Below are 21,659 nucleotides of genomic sequence, written 5' to 3'. Positions count from 1 at the left end.
GGTTTTTCTTGTAGGGAGCAAGTTTAGTGGAGAAATGGTTTGAGCGGTGGGTTGGTTTGGAAACGGCCGTATTCACTTTCCTCTTCTACTGGCTCACCATGCCCCGCGACTTCACCTGGCAGTTCGGCAGCGGCGACGGGGGTGAGCTGATTACGGCCGCCGTTACGCTGGGTATTCCCCACCCACCCGGCTACCCTACCTACGTTTTACTGGGCAAGCTGTGGAGCTTCTTGCCCATTGAGCCAGCCGCTTACCGTTTTCACCTATTTTCTGCCATCTGCGCCGCAACTGCGGTCGGATTGGTTACCGTCATCGTAAAAAACCAGCTTGCCCAAACCGAAACCAACACTTCACCATTGCTAGCCATCGTGCCGGGGCTGCTGTTTGCTTTTTCGCCATTGGTATGGCAGCAAGCGGTGGTGGCCGAGGTGTACGCCCTCAATTTGCTGCTGGTGGCGGCTTTTTTGTGGGCGTTGTTGGGGGAACGGCCGTCTTTCCTCACTGGCCTCCTGCTCGGTCTTAGCCTGACAACTCATCTAACCTCCCTCTTTTTGCTGCCGCTGGCACTTCTGCTAACCCCCACTAAAGCGTGGGGGCGATTGGCGGTGGGCATGGCGGCTGGCGCGTTGCCTTATTTGCTGCTGCCGCTGCTGGCGCGGCTGGGCAGCCCGGTCATCTGGGGCGATCCCACCACGCTGGCGGGCTGGTGGTGGCTGGTGAGTGGGCAAATCTACCAGCCAAACCAGTCTGCGCTGCCACTCTCGGAATTTTGGCCACGACTGTCTATCTGGCTACCACAGTTTGGCTTGCAGTTGGGCATTTTGGGCTGGGGTTTGTTGCTGTGGCACGGCCGTTCGCTCTGGCAAAAAAAGTGGCTGGGGTTGCTGGGAACGGCCGTTTGTTACCTCATCTACGCCTTGTTTTACAACACCCAGGATGCCATCGTGCTTACCCTGCCCGCCTGGCTCATTTTTAGCCTTTGCTTAACAGTTACCCTGCCACGAGTTGGCCGCTGGGTATTGATCTTGCCCGGTCTGGCGGTTTTGCTACACTTGTTTGGTCAAACTGGTGCAAATATTCACAATGTTCGCGGACAAGCAGAAGCTATTTTGGACGCTGCGCCGCCAAATGCCATTTTAATGTCATCTGGCGACCCGGATATTTTTACCCTGTGGTATTTTCACCATGTAGAAGAAAATAGAGAAGATATAATACTGGTTGACAATATGCTGTTTGCCTTCGACTGGTATCGTCAAGCAGTGCAACATCGGCATCCTACCTTGCGTGCTCTGGAAGAAGATAATTTAACACACTTTGAAGCAAGCAATGCGGCAGAGCGACCCATTTGCCAGGTGCAGTTTTCGCCAGAAGCTATGGCAGAACCTAACCTGGACTGTAGGGCAGTAACGGAGTGACTACAAAAACGGAAAACGTCGTACAAAAATCACAACTTTTCCCGGCGCGGCCATTTCGCTGGCGGACGGTTTTGCTGCTGCTGGGGCTGGTTTTGCTGCTGTGGTTGGGGCTGAAGGCGTGGCGCATTGGCCGAGCTGCCCAATCGTTGCTGGCGCAGCAAACAGCCGCAGAAACGCTACTGGCTAACGGTCTCACCAACATCAACCCCGATGATGCCGAGGCGATAGTTCGCACCGTGCGGGCAGATTTTGTGACGCTACGCGACGAGACTGCCTTCCTAATGCCGCTGATGCCGCACCTAGGCTGGGTGCCAGAGGTGGGGCCGCTGCTGGTGGCTGCACCTCATCTGGTGGAAATGGGGGATGCGGGGACGGAAACGGCCGTTCACGCCGTAACCAGCCTCAAACCCATGCTAGCAATTTTGCAGGCGGATTCCGGTGACAATCAGCTACCCCAACTGATTGCAGCTCTGGCAGAGGCGCGGCCTGGGTTGGCAGAAGCGGCCGTTTCGCTGGATCGCATGGCAGCGGCTTATTCCCAAATCGAAAATGTGGAACAGTTCCCAGACAGGCTCCAGCCCCTATTTGCTCAAGCAGACGAATGGCTACCGATTGCTCAAGACAGTCTGACGGTTGTGCAGATTTTGCCGGATATTATGGGGGTAAACGGCCGTCGCACCTACTTGCTATTGGCCCAAAACGAAGATGAGCTACGGGCCACTGGCGGCTACATTTCTGGCGTTGGGACGCTTACGCTAGAAAACGGTGATATTTTGAGCCTCGACTTCCAAAATGCCGATCAATTTGATGTACAAAACCTGATCGCCAACTCGGCCCTGTACGACTTTCCGCCCCAACCGCTTTATGACATTATGGGTTCAGAATATTTGCTGCTGCGGGACGCCAACTATTGGCCCGATTTTCCGTATTCGGCGCAGCAAGTCATCAGCTTGTACCAGCGCGTGGAATCAACCAGATCCATTGATGGCGTGATTGCCATTGATCAGGAGTTCATCCGCCTGCTGGTAGCTGCTACTGGCCCAGTCACTGTGCCAGATTCAGGGCAAGTCATCAACGCTCAGAACACAATCCAAAGCTTCCGTGACTCGTTTAATATCAAGGAAGGGCAAAGCGTTGGTGAATGGTTCCGGAACCGGAAAGCGTTCCTGACGACGTTTTCTGCTGCCGTTTTAGAAAAAGTTCAAGGCAATTTTGGTGCAGTCGATCCGGTGGCGTTTCTCAAAAACATTCACCAGGCGCTGAACGGCCGTCATTTGCAACTTTACATGGTAAGTGGGCGAGAAGCGGCCGTACTGAACCAGCTTAATTGGGACGGCCGTTTAGAAAACCCCGCTGCCCAAGACTTTCTGCTGGTGCTAGACAGTAACATGGGCTTCAACAAAACCAATATGCACATCCAGCGCAGCATCAATTACCAAATTGTGCTTAATGCAGATGGCACAGCCCAAGCAAAACTGGTGATTGATTACAGCCACACAAACCCGCCACAAAACGGGGATGGCTGTGTGCAAGGAATTTCTTACGACAATGCGCCGACCTATCAAGAAATTGCTGATCGCTGCTACTTCAACTTTTTGCGCGTGTACAGTCCGCCCAGGGCAACATTGCATGATGCCACCCACCATTCTATTCCAGCGGGCATTTTACTGGGAGATGCAGCTTGGGAGCAGCCGGCCAACGCCATACAGGAATTTGCCAACTTCATGACGTTTAGCAATTTCATGATGGTGCCGCGTGGGGAATCGCTGACGACGCAGTTTGCATATGATTTACCGTCAACCGTTTTGCAGCAGCAAGACGGCCGTACCGTCTACCAACTGTGGCTGCACAAGCAGGCAGGCACGCCAGACCAACCTTACACAATCATTGTAGAATTGCCTGCGGGCAGCTCGGTCGCCCAGGTCACAGCTTCCAGCGAAGCCAATATCATCAACGAAGAAAATCGCGTCCAAATCAATTTGGATTTGCAAGAAGATACATTAATAACAGTCGCGTTTGAAGATTAAGCAAATGAAAAAACATATCTTGCCAGGCCTCATATTTTTACTGTTGGTGGCAACCATTTGGGGTAGCGCCAGTTTGCCAGTTGTGTACGGCTCCAATACAAGCCAAACAATACCAACCCGTACACCAACCCCGCCACCTCCCACGGCAACTTCCTCTGGTGGTGGTAATAACGGGGGCAACAATGATCCCACGCCTACCACACCCGCCGACGATTCTGACCCTACACCTACGTCTACTTTGCTGTCAGTGAATATAGCGCCCACGCCGGTGGGTGGCTTTTTGCCAACGGCCGTACCCTGCGGCAGCAGCCCCACCATCCAAACCTTAGACGCAACCAACGTGCGTAGCGGCCCTGGCCTGGAATATGAGGTTATTGGCGGATTGGTTTTTCTGGAAGTACGCAATATTGTTGGCCGTGCCGCCACGGCTGAATGGTGGCTCATCCAATTCAACAATGGCGACCTGGGCTGGGTGGCTGACGCTGTGGTGACTGTGCAGGGATACACTGACATCGTGCCCATAGTCGAGGCACCGCCGCTGAACGGCAGCACCCCCACGCCTGGCGCACCCTGGAACCCCACGCCGCCGCCGTTTTGCACCGTCACGCCGCCCCCTACAGACACGCCAACGGCCGTTCCTACTGAATCCGCTGAGGCAACAGGAGCCGTGGCTACCGAAACCATGCCACCAACCGAGCCACCGCCACCGACCGAGGCTCGCCCCACCAGTACGCCCATTGTGCAGGCAACGGCCGTACCGCTCAATCCAACCGCCACACCCACCACAGCAGACCCACCACCGCCAGATGGCTCATCTGGCAATCTAGGGTTGATTTTGCTAGGCGTAGCTGTGACGCTTGGCGCAGGCATCTTCCTTTTTGCCCGTAACCGTTCAAGCCAATGACCCTTTAAATTTTTTGCAATGGGTAGGGGCAGACCTCCGTGTCTGCCCGCGCCAAGTACGCACAGAGGCGCGCCCTTACCAAATACCCTTGCACGCCGCGCAGGCAAGTTAAACACGGCAATTTCTTGCATCCCCTTAATCGTGTGTTAACATTGCAGCCAAGCTCAGATATATCACAGATATATCAAACCAATTGAGGGTCACACATTATGAGCGTTAATCCAACTGCCCACCGCTCACTCAGCGAACAAGCGTATGAGCTAATTCGGCAAAAGATTGTCACCCTGGCCTTGCCCCCAAGCTCTGTTGTAGATGAAGGACAATTACAAGAAGAGCTGAATTTAGGGCGAACCCCCATCCGCGAAGCACTCAAACGGCTAGAGCTAGAGCGCCTCGTCAACATCATTCCCCGGCGCGGCATCTTTGTGACCCCCATCAACCTGACCGATTTACAGCGGCTGTATGAAATGCGGCTGGAACTGGAATGTATGGCCACCAAATTAGCCACAACACGCGGAACGGCCAACCATTGGCAAGAGATGGAATACGTGCTTAAACAGGCGTATCCCCCCGGCAATATCTCCCCAGAACAACTCATCGCCATTGACGACCAGTGCCACCGCATCATTTACAAAGCTGCCGACAACCAATTTTTAGAGCAAACCCTGATGGCACTCTACCCACTTAGCCTGAGAATGTGGAATGTGGCGTTAGACAAACTGGGCGACAATAAAGAAAAGGTCGTTAAACACGAACATATTGTGGAACATGAGCAAATAATGGCTGCCTTGCGAGAAGGTGCAGCAACGGAAGCCGTTGCCTTAATGCACGGTCATATTGCGGCGTACCAACAATACATAGAAAACGCCATTTTAGGCAAATCGGCGCAGCTTCTGCCCACATGATTTGCCGCTCAGGAGGAACCGTCTATGAGCCGCGATAGGCGTAAGCGTCGCGTTAGCCGTCGCAAGCGACAACAGACCGATTCAAAATCCCCCGACATTGCCAAAATCACACAGCCTGTTCACAAGCTGCCGACGTTTGAGCTGCTTAATGAAGAAGGATTGGAGCAAATTCACAACGCCTCACTAGAGATTTTGTCCGATGTTGGCATTGACTTTTACGACGACGAGGCTCAAACAATCCTGAAGCAGCATGGCGTGCGCCTGGAAGGGGATACGGCCTTCTTCGACCGGGAAATGATTGCCGACTATGTGGCGAAGGCTCCCAGTCAGTTCACTCAAATTGCCCGCAACTCAGACAGACATGTGCTCATCGGCGGCAACCACATCTGTTTTGCGCCTGTGTACGGCCCACCGTTTGTCTACAACATGGATCGCGGACGACGGGAAGCCACCCTGGAGGATTTTCGCAATTTCATCAAGCTCACCTACCTGAGTCCCTGGCTGCATCACTCTGGCGGCACCATTGTGGAACCAACGGATGAACCAACCCACACTCGCCACCTGGACATGGTGTACAGTCACATCAAATATAGCGACAAACCATTTATGGGCTCTGTGACCTCTGCCGAAAATGCGGCCGACAGCGTACGAATGGCTGAGATTTTGTTTGGGGCGGAACGATTGGCGGAGGAAACGGCCGTTGTCGGACTCATCAACATCAGCAGCCCCCGTCGGCTAGACGACCGGATGCTTGGCGCACTGAAAGTGTATGCCAAAGCGCGGCAGGCACTCATCATCACCCCGTTCATCTTTTCTGGGGCGATGGCGCCGGTGGGTATTGCCGGCACGCTGGTGCAGCTCAACGCAGAGGCATTGGCGGGCATTGTGTTTACCCAAATGGTCAATCCCGGTACGCCAGTTGTTTACGGCGCCTTCCAAACCAACATCGATCTGCAAAGCGGTGCCCCCGTCTTTGGCTCGCCAGAAAGCCAGCTAACGCTGTACGCCGCCGGGCAGCTAGCGCGGCGACATGGCCTACCCTACCGCAGCGGCGGCATGTTTACCAGCAGCAAAATCCCGGATGCCCAAGCGGCTTACGAATCTGTGATGGTGATGCTGCCAGCGGTTCAGGCGCGGGTGAACTTTGTACTGCACGCTGCTGGCTGGCTGGAAGGCGGCTTGGCTGCTGGCTATGAGAAATTTGTGATGGACAATGAGCTGCTGGGGATGTACCACAAATTTATACAGGGCTTGGATTTGTCTGAAAACGGTATGGCGATGGACGCGCTGCGAACTGTGCCTACAGACGGCCACCATTTGGGTACGCCGCACACCATCCAAAATTTCCGCGAGGCGTTCCATCGTTCCGACTTTTTTGATTACAACTCGTTTGAGCAGTGGCGGGATGAGGGGGGTAAAACAGCGACGGAGAAGGCAAACGGCCGTTACAAACAGCTCCTCCGCCAATACCAACCCCCTCCCCTAGACCCCGCCACCGACGAAGCCTTACAAGCCTTCATGACCAAACGCAAGGAAGAGATCAAACCAGAATATTAAATTAACCTCCCGGAGGTTTTGAACCTCCGGGAGGTTAAACGAGGAGTTTTGAACATGAGTGATTTACCTAAAAAAGCAAAAATCGTCGTCATTGGCGCGGGGATTGTGGGCAATGGCCTGGTTTACCATCTAGCCAAGCACGGCTGGAAAGATATTGTGCTGCTAGACAAAGGCCCGCTGCCCAACCCCGGCGGCTCCACCGGCCACGCTTCCAACTTCATCTTCCCCGTAGACCATTCCAAAGAGATGGCGATGACCACCCTAGACAGTATGCAGCAGTACAAAGAGCTGGGTGTTTTTACCGAAAGCGGTGGCATCGAAGTCGCCCGCACTGAAGAGCGCATGGAAGAATTGCGGCGACGCATGGCTTCGGCCAAAGCCTGGGGCATCGAGTCCCGCTTGCTCACGCCAGATGAGGTTGAAGAGCTGGTGCCGTACATTGACAAAAGCGTCATCCTGGGCGGCTTTTACACCCCCAGCGTTGGCGTGGTGGATTCGCTGCGGGCGGGCACACTGATGCGCGAATACGCCATCGAGCAAGGGGCTTTGCAGATGTTCCCCAATACCGAAATTGAAGATTTGGTGGTGAAAAAGGGCAAAATCAAAGCCGTCGTCACCAATCGGGGCAAAATTAAGGCCAAATACGTCATGATCGCCGCTGGGGTCTGGAGCCCCAAATTGGCTGAGATGGCCGGAGCCACTATTCCCCTAACTCCCGCCGTCCACCAAATGATTAGCGTGGGGCCGCTGGCACTGATGGAGCAAACCTCCAGCGAAATTGAGTATCCCATCGTGCGCGACATGGACACTTTTTGCTATGAGCGGCAAAACGGCAACGACATGGAAGTCGGCTCCTACGCCCATCGCCCCATTTTGATGGACGCCAAAGAGATTCCCTCCATTGAAGAGTCGGCCATGTCGCCCACCGAGCTACCTTTTACCGAAGATGATTTTGAACCACAGCTAGAGCAGGCGCTGGAACTGATGCCCGAAATTTTGGGCGACGAAAAGGCTGGCATTCGTCACGCCATCAACGGCCTGCTTTCGCTCACGCCAGACGGTGCGCCGCTGATTGGTGAGACAATCGAAGTGAAAAATCTGTGGTCGGTGGCGGCTATTTGGATTAAGGAAGCCCCCGGTTTTGCCCGAGCGGCCGTTGAGTGGTTCACGCACGGGGCATCAGAGATTGATATTCATGCTTCGGACATTTCGCGTTTTTATGGATACGGCCGTACCAAACACCACATCAACGCCCGCACCTCCGAAGCGTTCAACAAAACCTACGGTATTGTCCATCCCCGTGAACAGTGGGCCTCCAACCGCAACGTGCGCGTCAGCCCCTTTTACATTCGTGAAGTCGAGCTAGGTGCTGAATTTTTTGAGACGGCGGGCTGGGAACGGCCGCAATGGTACAACAGCAACGAAACATTACTGGATGAGTATGGCGATCAGGTTAATAAACGGCCGCATGAGTGGGACGCCCGCTGGTGGTCGCCCATCATCAACGCCGAACACCTCGCCATGCGCGAGCGGGTGGCGATGGTTGATCTCACCGCCTTTGCCTTTTTTGATGTCGAAGGCCCCGGCGTGGTGGATTACATCGAGAAGATGGCCGTCAACAAGATGGACGTGGCCGTCGGGCGCGGCGTGTACACCCCCATTTTGAACCCACACGGCGGCTTCAAATCTGATCTCACCATTTTGCGGTTAGCAAAAGAGAAATACCGCGTCGTCACGGGCGGTGGCGACGGAGCGCGGGACAAGAAGTGGTTCATGGACAATCTGCCCAAAGATGACTCCGTCACCTTCACCGACAAAACATCGGCACTTTGCACCATTGGCCTGTGGGGGCCACACGCCCGCGACGTGCTGCAATCGATCACGGCCGATGATGTTTCCAACGAAGCCTTTCCCTACAGCACCGTCAAAAATCTCATCATCAACGGCATCCCCGCCACCGCCTTCCGCATCTCTTACGTGGGCGAACTGGGCTGGGAAATCACCACGGACATGGAATATGGCCTGAAATTATGGGACACGCTCTGGGCAGCGGGGCAACAGTACCGCCTCGTGCCCGTCGGGATCGGCGTGTACGGCACGACGGGACGGCTGGAAAAAGGGTACCGGCTGATGGGGCATGAACTGGAAGGCGAATACAGTCCCGTTGAGGCGGGGTTAGACCGCCGCCTGGTGAAACGTGCCGACTTCATTGGCAAAGAAGCCTATCTCAAAGCCAGAGAAGAGGAACCAGCGGCCATTTTGTGTACGCTCACGGTGGATGATCACACGTCGGCCAGCGGCGTGAAACGCTACATGAACGGTGGCGAACCCATCGTCACCCCCGACGGTGAGCGCATTGTTGATTCACACGGCCGTCCTTCATACGTCACCACCGCCGGGGCTGGGCCATCGGTGGGCAAGCTGCTGCTGCTGGCCTACTTGCCCCCCCAATACGCCAAAGAAGGCACAAAATTAGCCGTGGAATATATGACAGAGCTGTATCCGGTCACCGTTGCCGTCGCTGGCAGTCGGCCGTTGTTTGACCCGGAAAATGAGCGGATGAAAAAGTAATTGGGTAATTGAGTAATTAGGTAATTTTGTTCAATTACTCAATTACCTAATTACCCAATTACCTTCATTCGAAGGTGCCTTATGGAAATATTAGTTTGCGTCAAGCGCGTCCCGGCGACTGGGGCAAAAATTGTGCTGACGGAAGATGCACGAGCCATTGAGACGCGCAATTTGGGCTTTACCGTTAGCCCCCATGAAGAGTGCGCCGTGGAAGAGGCGGTGCAGTTGGTAGAAAAGCACGGCGGCAGCGTGACGGTGCTAACGCTGGGCGAAGAAGCCGCCACGCAGCAGCTGCGGGACGCGCTAGCCGTCGGGGCAGACAAGGGCATCCTGCTGCAAACAGACGGCAGCGACTGGAACCCAATGGCGACGGCCAACGCGATTGTGTCAGCGACTCAAACCGCCGACGATGCTTTTGACCTGCTGCTGTTCGGCAACGAAGCGGCCGACAGCGGCGGCTATCAGGTGGGCGTCCGCGTCGCCCATGCGCTGGATTTGCCCTGCGTAACGGGCGTGAAGGCGTTGGAGATTGCTGGGGAAACGGTAACGGCCAAGCGTGAAGCTGGCGGCGGCTTTGAAATTTATGAAGTGGCTCTTCCGGCGGTGATGACCGTGAAGGAAGGCATCAACTTACCCCGCTACCCCTCGGTGCCGGGGCGACTACGGGCTAAAAAGAAGCCGCTGCAGGTCAGCGAACCGCAAAAGCTGCCCGGCGGCCTGGAAATGGTGAAATTTGTTACGCCGCCAGAGCAGGGCAGCGCAACGGAGATTTTAGGGGATGGGGTTACGGCCGTTCCCAGAATTGCAGAGATTTTGCGGGAGCTGAAGTTTTTGGAGTAAAAGAAGTGAAAAGTGATAAGTGAAAAGTAAAAAGAGAGACCCCACTTTTCACTTATAGGAACAAAGTGAGAAAGTAAATGATCATAGGCATCATAGAACACGACCGGGGCAAACTAAACAGCCAATCTTTGGAGATGCTCACGCTGGCGCGGGAGGTGGCGGCGAGTGAGGGTGTGGCGGTTACGGCCGTCCTTATCGGCCAAAACGCAGCATCCCTAGCAGACAGTTTAGCCACATACGGCGTGAATCGCGCCATTGTGGTGACCCACGACCAGCTAGACGACTACGCTCCGGAAGCATGGGCAGAAGCGGTGGTGCAAGTTGCCGCCGCCGAATCGCCCAAAGCCATCATGGCAACCGGTACAGAGCGAGGCAATGAAGTCATGGCGCACGTCGCCGCCCGGCTCGATTTACCAATGGCGGCCAACGTCACCCGCGTCGCCACGGGCGACCTGTACGAAGTGACCCGCGTGCGCTGGGGCGGCAGCCTGCTTGAAGAAGCCCGCCTGCCGGGTGAACTCAAGCTGCTCACCGTCGCCCCGCTCACCCTGCCCGTAAGCGAAGCACCTGTACCCGACATGACCGTGACAACTTTTGCCGCCGAACTAAGCAACAAGGCGTTCCGGGTGCGGGTGACGGGGCGTGAACTGCCAGAAAGCGACAAAGTCTCGCTGGCGGAAGCGCGGCTAGTAGTCGGCGGCGGACGCGGCGTGGGCAGTGCCGAAGGGTTTACTGTGCTGGAAGAGCTGGCCGATCTACTGGGCGGCGCAGTGGGTGGTTCTCGCGTCGTCACCAACCTGGGCTGGCGACCCCATGCCGACCAGGTGGGGCAAACCGGTACGCGTATTGCCCCCGATTTGTATATCGCCTGCGGCATCAGCGGGGCGATTCAGCATTGGGTGGGCTGCAAAGGTGCCAAGAAAATCCTGGCAATCAACACCGATCCTGAAGCCCCCATGATGACCAAAGCCGACTACGCCGTCATCGGCGATTTGCACGAGGTTTTACCAGCCTTGATTGCTGAGTTGAAGGGATAATAGACTAATCCAATGAGCAAAATACCAACTTATGACCAGATGATGAACCCCTTGCTTCAAGCCCTTAAAAAACTAGGTGGCTCTGGGACAGTTGAGGAAATTTATGCAAAAGTTTCTGAGGAATTACAGCTTTCCGATGAACAATTGGAAGTTTTGCAAAATCCTGAAAAAAGTAGCCAAACGAAAGTTGAATACCGATTAGCTTGGACTCGCACATACCTGAAGAAATATGGATTATTGGAGAATTCATCCAGAGGCGTTTGGGCACTTACCAGTCAGGGTAGACAAACTGAAAAAGTGAATCCGGCTAAAGTTAAGCGATTCGTTCGCAGCCTTGACAAGAAAGAGCGCAATTCCTCTGAAGAATCCGAAACCCTTGAAGATGAACTCTCTTGGAAAGAAGAGTTATTGGAAACGCTACTCAAAATGGATCCAAGTGCGTTTGAGAGACTTACCCAAAGGTTGTTAAGAGAGTCTGGTTTCATTCAGGTTGAGGTAACGGGAAAAAGTGGAGACGGTGGCATTGACGGCAAAGGCATTATGCGACTAGGCGGCTTACTCAGCTTCCATGTCATTTTTCAATGCAAACGTTACAAAGGCTCGGTGTCCGTCAGCCATATTCGGGACTTTCGCGGAGCAATGGTTGGGCGTGCTGATAAAGGTCTGTTTATTACAACTGGTAACTTCACACGAGATGCTGAAAAAGAAGCAACTAGAGACGGTGCGCCTGCAATCGATCTTATTGATGGCGATCTATTGGCAGAAAAGCTAAAAGAACTTAATCTCGGAATCCAAACAAAATTGGTGTCTGTTGAGAAAGTGGATATTGATCACGATTGGTTTTTGAGCATGTAAAGTTGACAGCTTGTTACTTTTCGGCAAAGTGCATGGCGGTTGATACAATTCCGGCTTTTGCGCCTTGTCCCATTTGTGCAGGTAGGGGCGAGGCAATTGGGATACACCTTGTCACAACGAATGACCGCTTCACCAATTGCCTCGCCCATGTTTGCCCACATTTGCGCCGGGCAAAATAAAAGGGCTAGGCAGGTGGAGAAATCGTTAGGGGAAATGGCACAAGTGTTACCCACCTGCCTAGCCCCTACAAGAGGATCAACATTGATTGATGAGAACCCAATCGAAAATCGTCAGTCAAAAATCGTAAATTGAAACATGGCTGAACAGAGTACACCTGAACATCTCGTTATTTTTATGCCTTCCGGGCGTAGAGGTCGTGTGCCTGCTGGCACGTTGGTGTTGAAGGCTGCGCGGCAGTTGGGGGTGGAGATTGAGAGCATTTGCGGCGGCCGTTTAACGTGTAACAAATGCCGCGTTCAGGTGGAAGAAGGCCATTTTGCCAAGCATGGCATCATTTCGGCCAAGCATCACCTCTCCCCAGCCACCGAAGAAGAAATCCGCCTGCTAGACAAATTGGGCAGCCCTGAGTGTCGGCTCTCTTGCAATGCCCGCATTTGTGACGATGCCCTTATTTTTGTGCCGGAAGAGAGCTGGGCGCATAAGCAGGTGGTGCGTAAAGCCGCTACGGAGCGCATTATCGAACTGTTCCCCGCCGTGCGCCAGGTTTATGTGGAGGTGGATCATGCTGAACTGGGTGAACATCGCGGCGACTGGGGGCGTTTGCAGGAAGCGCTGGCTACTCATTGGCATTTGACCAATCTCACCATTGATTTGCCCGTTTTGCGTGTGCTGCAGGCCAATTTACGCCAGAAAAATTGGTGCGTCACCGTTACCCTGTGGCAAGACAAAGAGGTGATTGATGTGCAGCCAGGTTACCAGGAAGGGGTGTACGGGCTGGCGGTAGACATTGGCTCAACGACGATTGCCGGCTTTTTGTGTGATTTACGCACGGGCGACATTTTGGCCACCGAGTCGATGATGAACCCGCAAGTAACCTACGGCGAGGATTTGATGAGCCGCGTCTCGTATGCCATGATGCACAGGGATGGGCTGGAGAAGATGAATACGGCCGTCCTCGAAGCCCTCAATCGCTTAGCCGCCAGCACCGCCCGTGAAGCTGGCATTCGCCAACGTGATGTTCAGGAAGCGGTCTTTGTGGGCAACACCACGATGATCCATATTTTGCTGGGAATTAGCCCGATTGAACTGGGCGGCGCACCCTTCGCCTTAGCCAATCGGGACGGCATGGACGTGAAGGCGCGAGAGCTGGGCTTGCGGCTGCACCGCAGTGCCAACGTCCACGTTTTGCCTGCCGAGGCTGGACACGTGGGCGCAGACAACGTAGCCGCACTCATCGCCGAAGAGCCTTACACTGGCGACGCGGTGACCCTGCTGGTGGACGTGGGCACAAACGCAGAAATTGTGCTGGGGAACAAAAGGTGGATGCTAAGTGCCTCTAGCCCGACGGGGCCAGCCTTTGAGGGCGCACAAATTCGGTTTGGGATGCGGGCTGCGCCGGGGGCGATTGAGCGGGTTCGCATTGACCCAGAAACCAAAGTGGCGCGGTTCCGCGTCATCGGCGAGGAAAGATGGTCAAATGAATGGCAAATCGGATCAGAGTTTCCGGCTGAGGCACAACCCCAACATTTGGCGGCTGGGATTTGTGGTTCAGGCATCATCGAGGTGGTGGCGGAGATGTTTTTGGCGGGAATTTTGCAGCCAGACGGCCGTTTCAACCCCAACCTCCACCATGAGCGCATTCAGTGGGACGGCCGTCGCGGGGAATATGTTTTAGCCACGGCCGAACAGACGACTACGGGCAGCCCCATTGTCGTGACGCAAGACGATGTGCGGAACATCCAGTTAGCCAAAGCGGCTCTATACGCTGGTGTCAAGCTGCTGATGAACCAGGCGGGGCTTACCCGCGTAGGCCGCATCGTCCTGGCGGGGGCGTTTGGCAGCTACATTGACCCCAAATACGCCATGATTTTGGGCTTGATCCCCGATTGTGATTTGGCGCAGGTGACGGCCGTTGGCAATGCTGCAGGTGACGGGGCAAGAATCGCTCTGCTAAACAAGCACAAACGCCAAGAAGCCCAACACATTTCTGAGTGGGTGACGTATGTAGAAACGGCCGTTCACCCCGATTTTCAGCAAGAATTTGTGGGCGCGATTCACCTGCCCCACGCCAGCGATGCCTTTCCGCACCTGAACCACATCCTGCCGGAAGCTGCCCCCGTTGTGGAATTGAATGGAAACGGCCGTGGCAAGCGTAAGCGGCGCAAAAAGAAGAGAGTAGATGTTTCAAGAAATTAGCTGCGTAAAACAAAAAACCTTTACTTGTCATTTCGACCAAAGGGAGAAATCCCTAGAGCCTTCAAATAGCTAGGAATCTCCCTAATTTAAAAAGATTTCTCGCCAAAAAGCGGCTCGAAATGACAATTCCAGGTGCTTCGCAAAAATAACCTGATCATTATTTGGAATTTTTATCACGAGGAACAAACCATGAGCGATCACGACGAAGAAGAAATCATCCTTGAAGAGCTGTCCACCGATGAACTATATGAATTGATGCACGAGGATTTGTACGATGGCTATGCCGAGGAAATTGAGGAAGAGGTGCATGAAGCCCTGGGACGTGGCATCGAACCATATGTCATTTTGACCAAGGGTTTGGTGGCCGGGATGGACATTGTGGGGGTAGACTTCCGCGATGGGATTTTGTTTGTGCCCGAAGTGCTGATGGCGGCAAAGGCGATGAAGGCGGGGATGGCGATTTTACGGCCGCTTCTGGCCGAGACCGGCGCACCAAAAGTGGGTACAATGGTCATCGGCACCGTCAAGGGTGATATTCACGACATCGGCAAAAATTTGGTGGGCATGATGATGGAAGGTGCCGGCTTCGAGGTGATTGACATTGGCATCAACAACTCTGTTGAAGACTACTTTGCCGCCATCGAAGCGCATAATCCCGACCTGCTGGGCATGAGCGCCCTGCTTACCACCACCATGCCCTACATGCGCGTCGTCATCAACGCCATGAAGGATGCAGGCATCCGCGACCAAATCACGGTGCTGGTCGGCGGCGCACCGCTCAACGAAGCCTTTGCCGAAGATATTGAAGCCGATGCCTATTGCCGGGATGCAGCCGTTGCGGTGGATACGGCGAAGAAATTCATGCAAATCCGCCAAGCAAAAGGCTAGCCACAAAAATTGGACACTGATTTTCACAGATAAACACAGATTTTCTCAAAAATCTCTTCATTCTCTGTGAACTCTGTGGCAAATTAAGGATAAAACTCATGGGACTCCTCCGCCGCTTACAAAACCATCCCGCGTTTTTAGAGAAAGTGTATGATCTGACGCATACGGCCGTTGCCAAACTCCAGCCCCTCATCGCCAAAATTGGGTACGAACGCACTAATCGGCTCATCAAAGGGGGCGAGGAATGGGGCAAAGGAGCCATCTTCGACTGCCAAATGTGCGGCCAATGTATTTTGCACTCCACCGGCATGACCTGCCCTATGACCTGCCCCAAAAATCTGCGTAACGGTCCCTGCGGCGGCGTCCGCGCCAACGGCCATTGCGAAGTGAAACCCGAGATGAAATGCGTTTGGGTTGAAGCCTTTGAACGCTCCCGTGTAATGCCAACTTATGGCGACGAAATCCTGCACATCCAGCCCCCCGTCAACCGCCAGCTAGAAGGCGAATCCGCCTGGGTAACGATGCTCACGGGCGCAGACAAGACCGTGCCAAAGGGCTGGGTTGGCACGTCAACAATTACAGTAATCGGCAAACAGTAAACAGACCACCGATGACCGATTACCGATAACGGATTACCAATGACTGACTTCAAATCCGGCAGCCGCCTCGAACGTGTCCTTCGCTCTGGCCGCTTTGCCGTAACCGCTGAACTAAATCCACCTGATAGCGCCGACCCGCAAGAGGTGTACGAGGCGGCATTGGTGCTGTCTGAAGTGTGCGACGGCATTAACGCCACCGACGCTTCCGGGGCGCATTGCCACATGAGCAGCGTCGCCATCTGCGCCCTGCTCACCCGAGCAGGCTACGAACCCGTCTTTCAGGTCTCCTGCCGCGACCGCAACCGCATCGCCATTCAGGGCGATCTGCTGGGCGCAGCGGCGATGGGCGTGAAAAACGTGCTTTGCCTCACAGGGGATGACGTGACGGCCGGGGATCAACCGCAGGCAAAGCGCGTCTTTGACTTTGATTCGATTCAGCTTCTGCGAACGGCTAAAATTATGCGGGATGAGGGGATGTTTTTAAGCGGCCGTAAGCTCAAAGTACCGCCCCGCCTCTTTTTAGGAGCGGCCTCCAACCCCTTTGTGCAGCCATTTGATTGGCGGCCGCTGCGTCTGGCTAAAAAAATCGAAGCCGGGGCCGATTTCATCCAGTCGCAATATTGCTTCGACGTGCCGCGCTTCAAAACATTTATGCAGCGGGTACGGGACATGGGTCTACACGAAAAAGCCTTCTTTTTGGTTGGGGTTGGTCCATTGCGCTCTGACAAAGCCGCCAACTTCATGCGAACCAAAGTGCCTGGCGTTCACATCCCAGATGAAATTGTGGAGCGTTTGCGTAAAATGCCAAAGGGTAAAAAGCGCGAAGAGGGTAAAAAAATCTGTGTGGAGATCATCCAGCAAGTGCGTGAAATTGAAGGCGTTTCTGGCGTGCATGTGATGGCCTATCGCCAGGAAGAGCTGGTTGCCGAAATTATTGAGGATGCAGGTCTGCTGCCCCGACCTATGCAAACAGGCTTTGATGGTGGGCAAGAGAAGACGCGAATGTGGAAAAGGAAAAGTGAGCAGTAATCGAATCGGTACTCAGTGGTCAGTAATCCGTAACAGATAACTGACCATTGAGTACCGATAACCACGATAACCAAAGGAAAAAGCATGGAGACAGTAATCAGTTCAAAGACAAAAACCGTCATTATTGGACCGGAACGGCCGTTCACAATAATCGGTGAGCGCATAAACCCTACGGGGCGGAAGCTGCTGGCGCGTGAAATGGCCGCCGACAATTACGATCGCGTGGTGAAAGATGCGGTGGCACAGGTGGAAGCAGGCGCACACATGCTGGACGTAAACGCGGGCATCCCCCTGGCCGACGAACCCGCCATCCTCGCCAAAGCCATCCAAATTGTGCAGTCTGTCACCGATGTGCCCATCTCGATAGATTCCTCAATTGTAGCCGCCTTGGAGCGCGGGCTGGAAGTGTACGAAGGCAAGCCGCTAGTCAACTCTGTAACAGGCGAGGAAGAGCGGCTGGAAACCGTGCTGCCATTGATTAAAAAGTATGGTGCGGCCGTTATCGGCATCTCCAACGACGAAACCGGCATCTCAGAAGACCCAGACGTGCGCTTCGCCGTTGCCAAAAAGATTGTGGAACGGGCGATGGATCACGGCATCCCCCGCGAAGATGTGATTATTGATCCGCTGGTGATGCCCATTGGGGCGATGCGCTGGGCAGGACGCCAGGTGTTTCACATCGTAGGGCGCTGCCTCAACGAACTGAAAGTTAACACGAGCTGCGGCGCTAGCAATGTATCGTTTGGCCTGCCCAACCGCCCGCCGCTCAACGGCAACTTCTTGGCAATGGCTATCTCTCATGGCCTCACTTCAGCCATCACCAATCCCATAGAAGCAGAAATTAAGCACAGTATCATGGTGGCGGATGTGATGATGGGCAACGACGAAAATTGCATGGCTTGGATCAAAGCCAGCCGACCTAAAGCCAAAGAAAGTGCCAAAGAAGAACGGCCGCGTCGGGAACGCCGCCGTCGTCGCCGGAACAGTGACTAACCAATGACGTTTGTTACTTGCTACATCTGCCAATCTTCCCGACAATATAGCCTTCGCGCACCTTGCAAATTGATTTATCTAACACTATCCAAAAAACATCAAATCCCAACAGGTTTAAGGAGAAAACCGCTATGCCCCATAAGTTACAAAATTTGAAAACGGCCGTTCCCAGCGACATCGAAATTGCCCAGGAAGCCACCCCGCTACCTATTACCCAAATTGCCGAAGAAGTGGGCCTGCTGCCCGAAGAGCTCGTTCCCTACGGCGTGGACAAAGCCAAAGTCAAGCTCTCTGTGCGGGAGCGTCTGGCTGATCGACCCAACGGCAAATATATTGACGTAACGGCCATCACCCCCACCCCACTAGGCGAAGGCAAAACCACAACCACCGTTGGGCTTAGCCAGGCGTTGGGTGCCCATTTAGATCAAAAAGTAGTCACCTGCATTCGCCAACCAAGCCAGGGGCCTACCTTTGGCATTAAGGGTGGCGCAGCGGGAGGCGGCTACAGCCAGATCATTCCCATGGAAGATTTTAACCTGCACCTGACGGGCGACATTCACGCCATTACCGCTGCCAACAACCTGCTGGCCGCCGCCATTGACGTACGGATGCACCACGAATCTTACCAGGACAATATGCGGCTCTTCAATGCCCTTTGCCCCAAACAAAAAGACGGCAGTCGTAAAATTGCTCCCGTGCAAATCAAGCGGCTCAAAAAGTTGGGCATCAACAAGACTGACCCCAATGAGCTAACTGAAGCAGAAATCAGCCGCTTTGTTCGCCTGGATATTGATATGGAGACCATCACCTGGAGGCGCGTGGTGGATACCAATGACCGCTTCCTGCGCGGCATCACCATCGGGCGCGGTGCTAAAGAGAAGTTTGAGCGCGAAACCGGCTTCGACATCACCGTGGCCAGCGAAATTATGGCCATTTTGGCATTGACCACTGATTTGGCCGACATGCGTGAGCGGCTGGGCAACATGGTCATCGGCCAAAGCAAGGCGGGTGATGCAATTACGGCCGATGATTTGGGCGTGGGCGGCGCACTGACCGTCCTCATGAAAGACGCTATCATGCCTACGCTGATGCAAACACTGGAAGGCACGCCCGCGCTGATTCATGCGGGGCCATTTGCCAACATTGCTCACGGCAACAGCTCCATCGTCGCTGACCAAATCGCCCTCAAGCTGGTGGGGCCCGATGGCTTCGTGCTGACGGAATCTGGCTTTGGTGCTGACATCGGCATGGAGAAGTTTTTTAACATTAAATGCCGCTACAGTGGCTTGATTCCCAACGTGGTGGTGCTGGTGGCCACGATTCGCGCCCTGAAGATGCACGGCGGTGGCCCAAGAGTGGTGGCGGGACGGCCGTTAGACCCTGCCTACACCGAAGAAAATCTGGAACTGCTGGAGAAGGGCTGTGTCAACATGGTGGCCCACATCCAAAATGCGCTGCGCTTTGGCATTCCGGTCGTCGTTGCCATCAACAAGTTCAAGGATGACACCGACAACGAGGTGGCATTGGTACGTAAAATCGCCCTGGAAGCGGGTGCCGAAGATGCAGTGATGAGCAACCATTGGGCGGAAGGCGGCAAAGGCTCGGTTGAGTTGGGCAAGGCGGTCATCGCGGCCAGCAACAAACCCAGCAACTTCAAGTTCCTCTACGATTTGGACGCTTCCATCAAGGAAAAGATTGAAACGATTGCCAAAGAGATTTACGGGGCTGACGGCGTGGAATACTCGGAAAAGGCAGAAGAACAGATTGCCGACTACAACAGACTGGGCTTTGACAAACTGCCGATGTGCATGGCAAAAACGCACCTCAGCCTGAGCCACGATCCGAACCTGAAGGGACGACCCACCGGATTCACCTTGCCCATTCGGGAGATTCGCGCCAGCGTGGGTGCGGGCTTCCTCTACCCGCTGGTGGGCACGATGAGCACGATGCCCGGTTTACCCACACGGCCGTCTTTCTACGATGTTGATCTCGATTTGGAGACGGGCAAGGTGGTTGGTTTGTTCTAGCAATTGCCTAAGTTGACAGTCACCTTACAGGTGACTGTCAACTGATAGTAGCAGCTCCATTTGCAAAACGTAGAGCAAAGCTAAATTTTCAAGTTAAAATGGAAGGAGAAGGCCACAACCCGCCTTCTCCTTTTTTCTTATGCGTACCAGATTCTTTCTCTTGTTCATCTGTTTTGTTGGGTTAGTGGGATGCTTGCCTGCACACGACCAAGTAACGATAACCCGCCCGGTGGTGGTTACTGAATTGCCTACGCAGGCGGTTACGGCCGTTCCCCACACCCCAACACCAATTGCCACGGCAACAAAAACCGCTACGGCCGTTACAACTGCACAGCCTACGCCCTTCCCTACCAGCACACCAGAACCTACTTGGCCTACAACCCCCGTATTATTTGTGCGGGACGGCGCTTTGCAGCGCTGGCTACCGAAAACTAACGAGATTGAGCTGCTGGTTGAAGGTGTCAATTTCAATCTAAGATATCATGGTGAATTTGCTACATTTTTGCGAGAAACTGAAGATAACCACGTTTATGAATTCGTGTTACATCATGTACCAACACAAACAGAGATCATCGCAACTCAGATTGCAGCACAGGAGTTATTTACCGAAGCTGGTCCAATTTATTCAATACCATTTGGCACAGTTTCGGTTTCACCAATGGGTGAATGGGTAGTCTTCATATCAGAGGCACCAGATTCTAATTATCTTACACTCTCAATTAATAAGTTGACTATTGAAAATTCAATTATCAATTTACAGCCAGCCTTTAATGTAGCGACAGACGTTCAGAGGGAATTTGCTATCCGCTTTTCACTCTCGTGGGAGAATGAAAATCAGCTTTTTTGGTTAGCTAGTTCTGGGATCTGGGGATTAAACCTCATCGATAGTCTTCCTAAACCTGAATTCCTAATTCAACCAAGCACAAATACCTACGAGCACCCAGGAGTAGTGGATGCAAATGGCAATTATCTACCTGTAACCAAAGCTATCATACCTTCAATCTGGTCACCAGACGGCCGTTACTTAATTGCACGGGAGGAAGGCTTTGAAGGTGGCACTTTTTTGATAATCGAACGCGAAACAAATCGAACATCGATCATTCCTGATGCATCTTACGGAGCTTACAGCGACGCTCTTATCTGGATAACCAACGACAGCTTCTTGCATTTCAATTTGAGCGGAAAAATCACACACTGGCAGGTTCAGGCGGAAGATCCATTTGCCCTAGCTGAGATAAAATCCTTTCAATTTGAGCATGGATTCTTTGATAATTTAAGCCAAATTTCTGACAATCACATCCGATTTAGCTACTCGCTACTGGCTGGCCCAGCCACAAGCTGGATTTACGATTTAAACTTTGAGACTGGTGAGTTTTCGAAGCTAAGTTCGGATTTGGAATCAAGAGAAATTGTTGTTTACTGGACCTCCAAAAATGAGGAAATATTGTGGCAACCTATCAGCGGATCATCCTCATCAATTTTCTATGATTCTCTTGATGGGCAGACCTCCGTAAATTTGGATGTAGTTTTTGGCACAGGTTCCTGCTGCTGGTATTGGGAACGCGCCGATTCAGAGTAGCTTTACTCACCTACAACGGTTAGTGGCACAGGAAGCGAGACTGCGTCACGGCCGTCT

General features: G+C 53.6%; 16 protein-coding genes. All 16 read left to right on the top strand.

Annotation, left to right across the window (positions count from 1 at the left end; translation table 11 throughout):
* Positions 1-26: 26 nt before the first annotated feature.
* The 16 genes from ACOQPM_RS04030 to ACOQPM_RS03955 all read left to right on the top strand — a co-directional run bounded on the left by ACOQPM_RS04030 (position 27) and on the right by ACOQPM_RS03955 (position 21,602).
* Positions 27-1,415, top strand: coding sequence for a DUF2723 domain-containing protein (locus ACOQPM_RS04030; protein WP_420627942.1), 1,389 nt, complete (start codon positions 27-29; stop codon positions 1,413-1,415).
* The gene (locus ACOQPM_RS04025; protein ID WP_420627941.1) at positions 1,412-3,442 is read left to right on the top strand and encodes a DUF4012 domain-containing protein; all 2,031 of its coding nucleotides are present in this window, start codon (positions 1,412-1,414) and stop codon (positions 3,440-3,442) included. The genes ACOQPM_RS04030 and ACOQPM_RS04025 overlap by 4 nt, the downstream gene beginning before the upstream one ends.
* A 4-nt stretch (positions 3,443-3,446) precedes the next feature.
* Entirely contained in the window at positions 3,447-4,346 is a 900-nt protein-coding gene (locus tag ACOQPM_RS04020; RefSeq protein WP_420627940.1) for an SH3 domain-containing protein, read from the top strand.
* Positions 4,347-4,555: 209 nt separating this feature from the next.
* A complete protein-coding gene (locus tag ACOQPM_RS04015) occupies positions 4,556-5,251 on the top strand; it encodes a GntR family transcriptional regulator (RefSeq protein WP_420627939.1) in 696 nt (231 codons plus the stop codon).
* A 24-nt stretch (positions 5,252-5,275) separates the two neighbouring features.
* A complete protein-coding gene (locus ACOQPM_RS04010) occupies positions 5,276-6,808 on the top strand; it encodes a trimethylamine methyltransferase family protein (RefSeq protein WP_420627938.1) in 1,533 nt (510 codons plus the stop codon).
* 54 nt (positions 6,809-6,862) lie between these two features.
* A complete protein-coding gene (locus ACOQPM_RS04005) occupies positions 6,863-9,379 on the top strand; it encodes a GcvT family protein (RefSeq protein WP_420627937.1) in 2,517 nt (838 codons plus the stop codon).
* An 81-nt stretch (positions 9,380-9,460) separates the two neighbouring features.
* Positions 9,461-10,219 carry an electron transfer flavoprotein subunit beta/FixA family protein gene (locus tag ACOQPM_RS04000; RefSeq protein ID WP_420627936.1) on the top strand — a complete coding sequence of 253 codons (759 nt, stop codon included), beginning with the start codon at positions 9,461-9,463 and terminating at the stop codon, positions 10,217-10,219.
* A gap of 77 nt (positions 10,220-10,296) precedes the next feature.
* Positions 10,297-11,256 carry an electron transfer flavoprotein subunit alpha/FixB family protein gene (locus tag ACOQPM_RS03995; RefSeq protein WP_420627935.1) on the top strand — a complete coding sequence of 320 codons (960 nt, stop codon included), beginning with the start codon at positions 10,297-10,299 and terminating at the stop codon, positions 11,254-11,256.
* A 12-nt stretch (positions 11,257-11,268) separates the two neighbouring features.
* The gene (locus ACOQPM_RS03990) at positions 11,269-12,111 is read left to right on the top strand and encodes a restriction endonuclease (RefSeq protein WP_420627934.1); all 843 of its coding nucleotides are present in this window, start codon (positions 11,269-11,271) and stop codon (positions 12,109-12,111) included.
* A 315-nt stretch (positions 12,112-12,426) separates the two neighbouring features.
* Complete coding sequence (locus tag ACOQPM_RS03985; protein ID WP_420627933.1) at positions 12,427-14,487, top strand: ASKHA domain-containing protein; 2,061 nt, start codon at positions 12,427-12,429, stop codon at positions 14,485-14,487.
* A gap of 189 nt (positions 14,488-14,676) precedes the next feature.
* Positions 14,677-15,375: a corrinoid protein gene (locus tag ACOQPM_RS03980; protein WP_420627932.1), complete on the top strand. Its 699-nt coding sequence runs from the start codon at positions 14,677-14,679 to the stop codon at positions 15,373-15,375.
* Between the two features lie 98 nt (positions 15,376-15,473).
* Positions 15,474-15,974 carry a methylenetetrahydrofolate reductase C-terminal domain-containing protein gene (locus ACOQPM_RS03975; RefSeq protein WP_420627931.1) on the top strand — a complete coding sequence of 167 codons (501 nt, stop codon included), beginning with the start codon at positions 15,474-15,476 and terminating at the stop codon, positions 15,972-15,974.
* A gap of 39 nt (positions 15,975-16,013) precedes the next feature.
* Positions 16,014-17,003, top strand: a complete 990-nt coding sequence (locus tag ACOQPM_RS03970; RefSeq protein WP_420627930.1) for a methylenetetrahydrofolate reductase — start codon at positions 16,014-16,016, stop codon at positions 17,001-17,003.
* Between the two features lie 84 nt (positions 17,004-17,087).
* Positions 17,088-17,996: a dihydropteroate synthase gene (locus ACOQPM_RS03965; RefSeq protein WP_420627929.1), complete on the top strand. Its 909-nt coding sequence runs from the start codon at positions 17,088-17,090 to the stop codon at positions 17,994-17,996.
* A 131-nt stretch (positions 17,997-18,127) separates the two neighbouring features.
* Positions 18,128-20,023, top strand: a complete 1,896-nt coding sequence (locus ACOQPM_RS03960; RefSeq protein ID WP_420627928.1) for a formate--tetrahydrofolate ligase — start codon at positions 18,128-18,130, stop codon at positions 20,021-20,023.
* A gap of 193 nt (positions 20,024-20,216) precedes the next feature.
* Positions 20,217-21,602, top strand: coding sequence for a hypothetical protein (locus ACOQPM_RS03955; RefSeq protein WP_420627927.1), 1,386 nt, complete (start codon positions 20,217-20,219; stop codon positions 21,600-21,602).
* Positions 21,603-21,659: the final 57 nt, after the last annotated feature.

This window comes from Candidatus Leptofilum sp. (assembly GCF_965223525.1).
Classification (GTDB): Bacteria; Chloroflexota; Anaerolineae; order Promineifilales; family Promineifilaceae; genus Leptofilum.
This window is presented reverse-complemented; position numbering and strand designations above follow the sequence as displayed.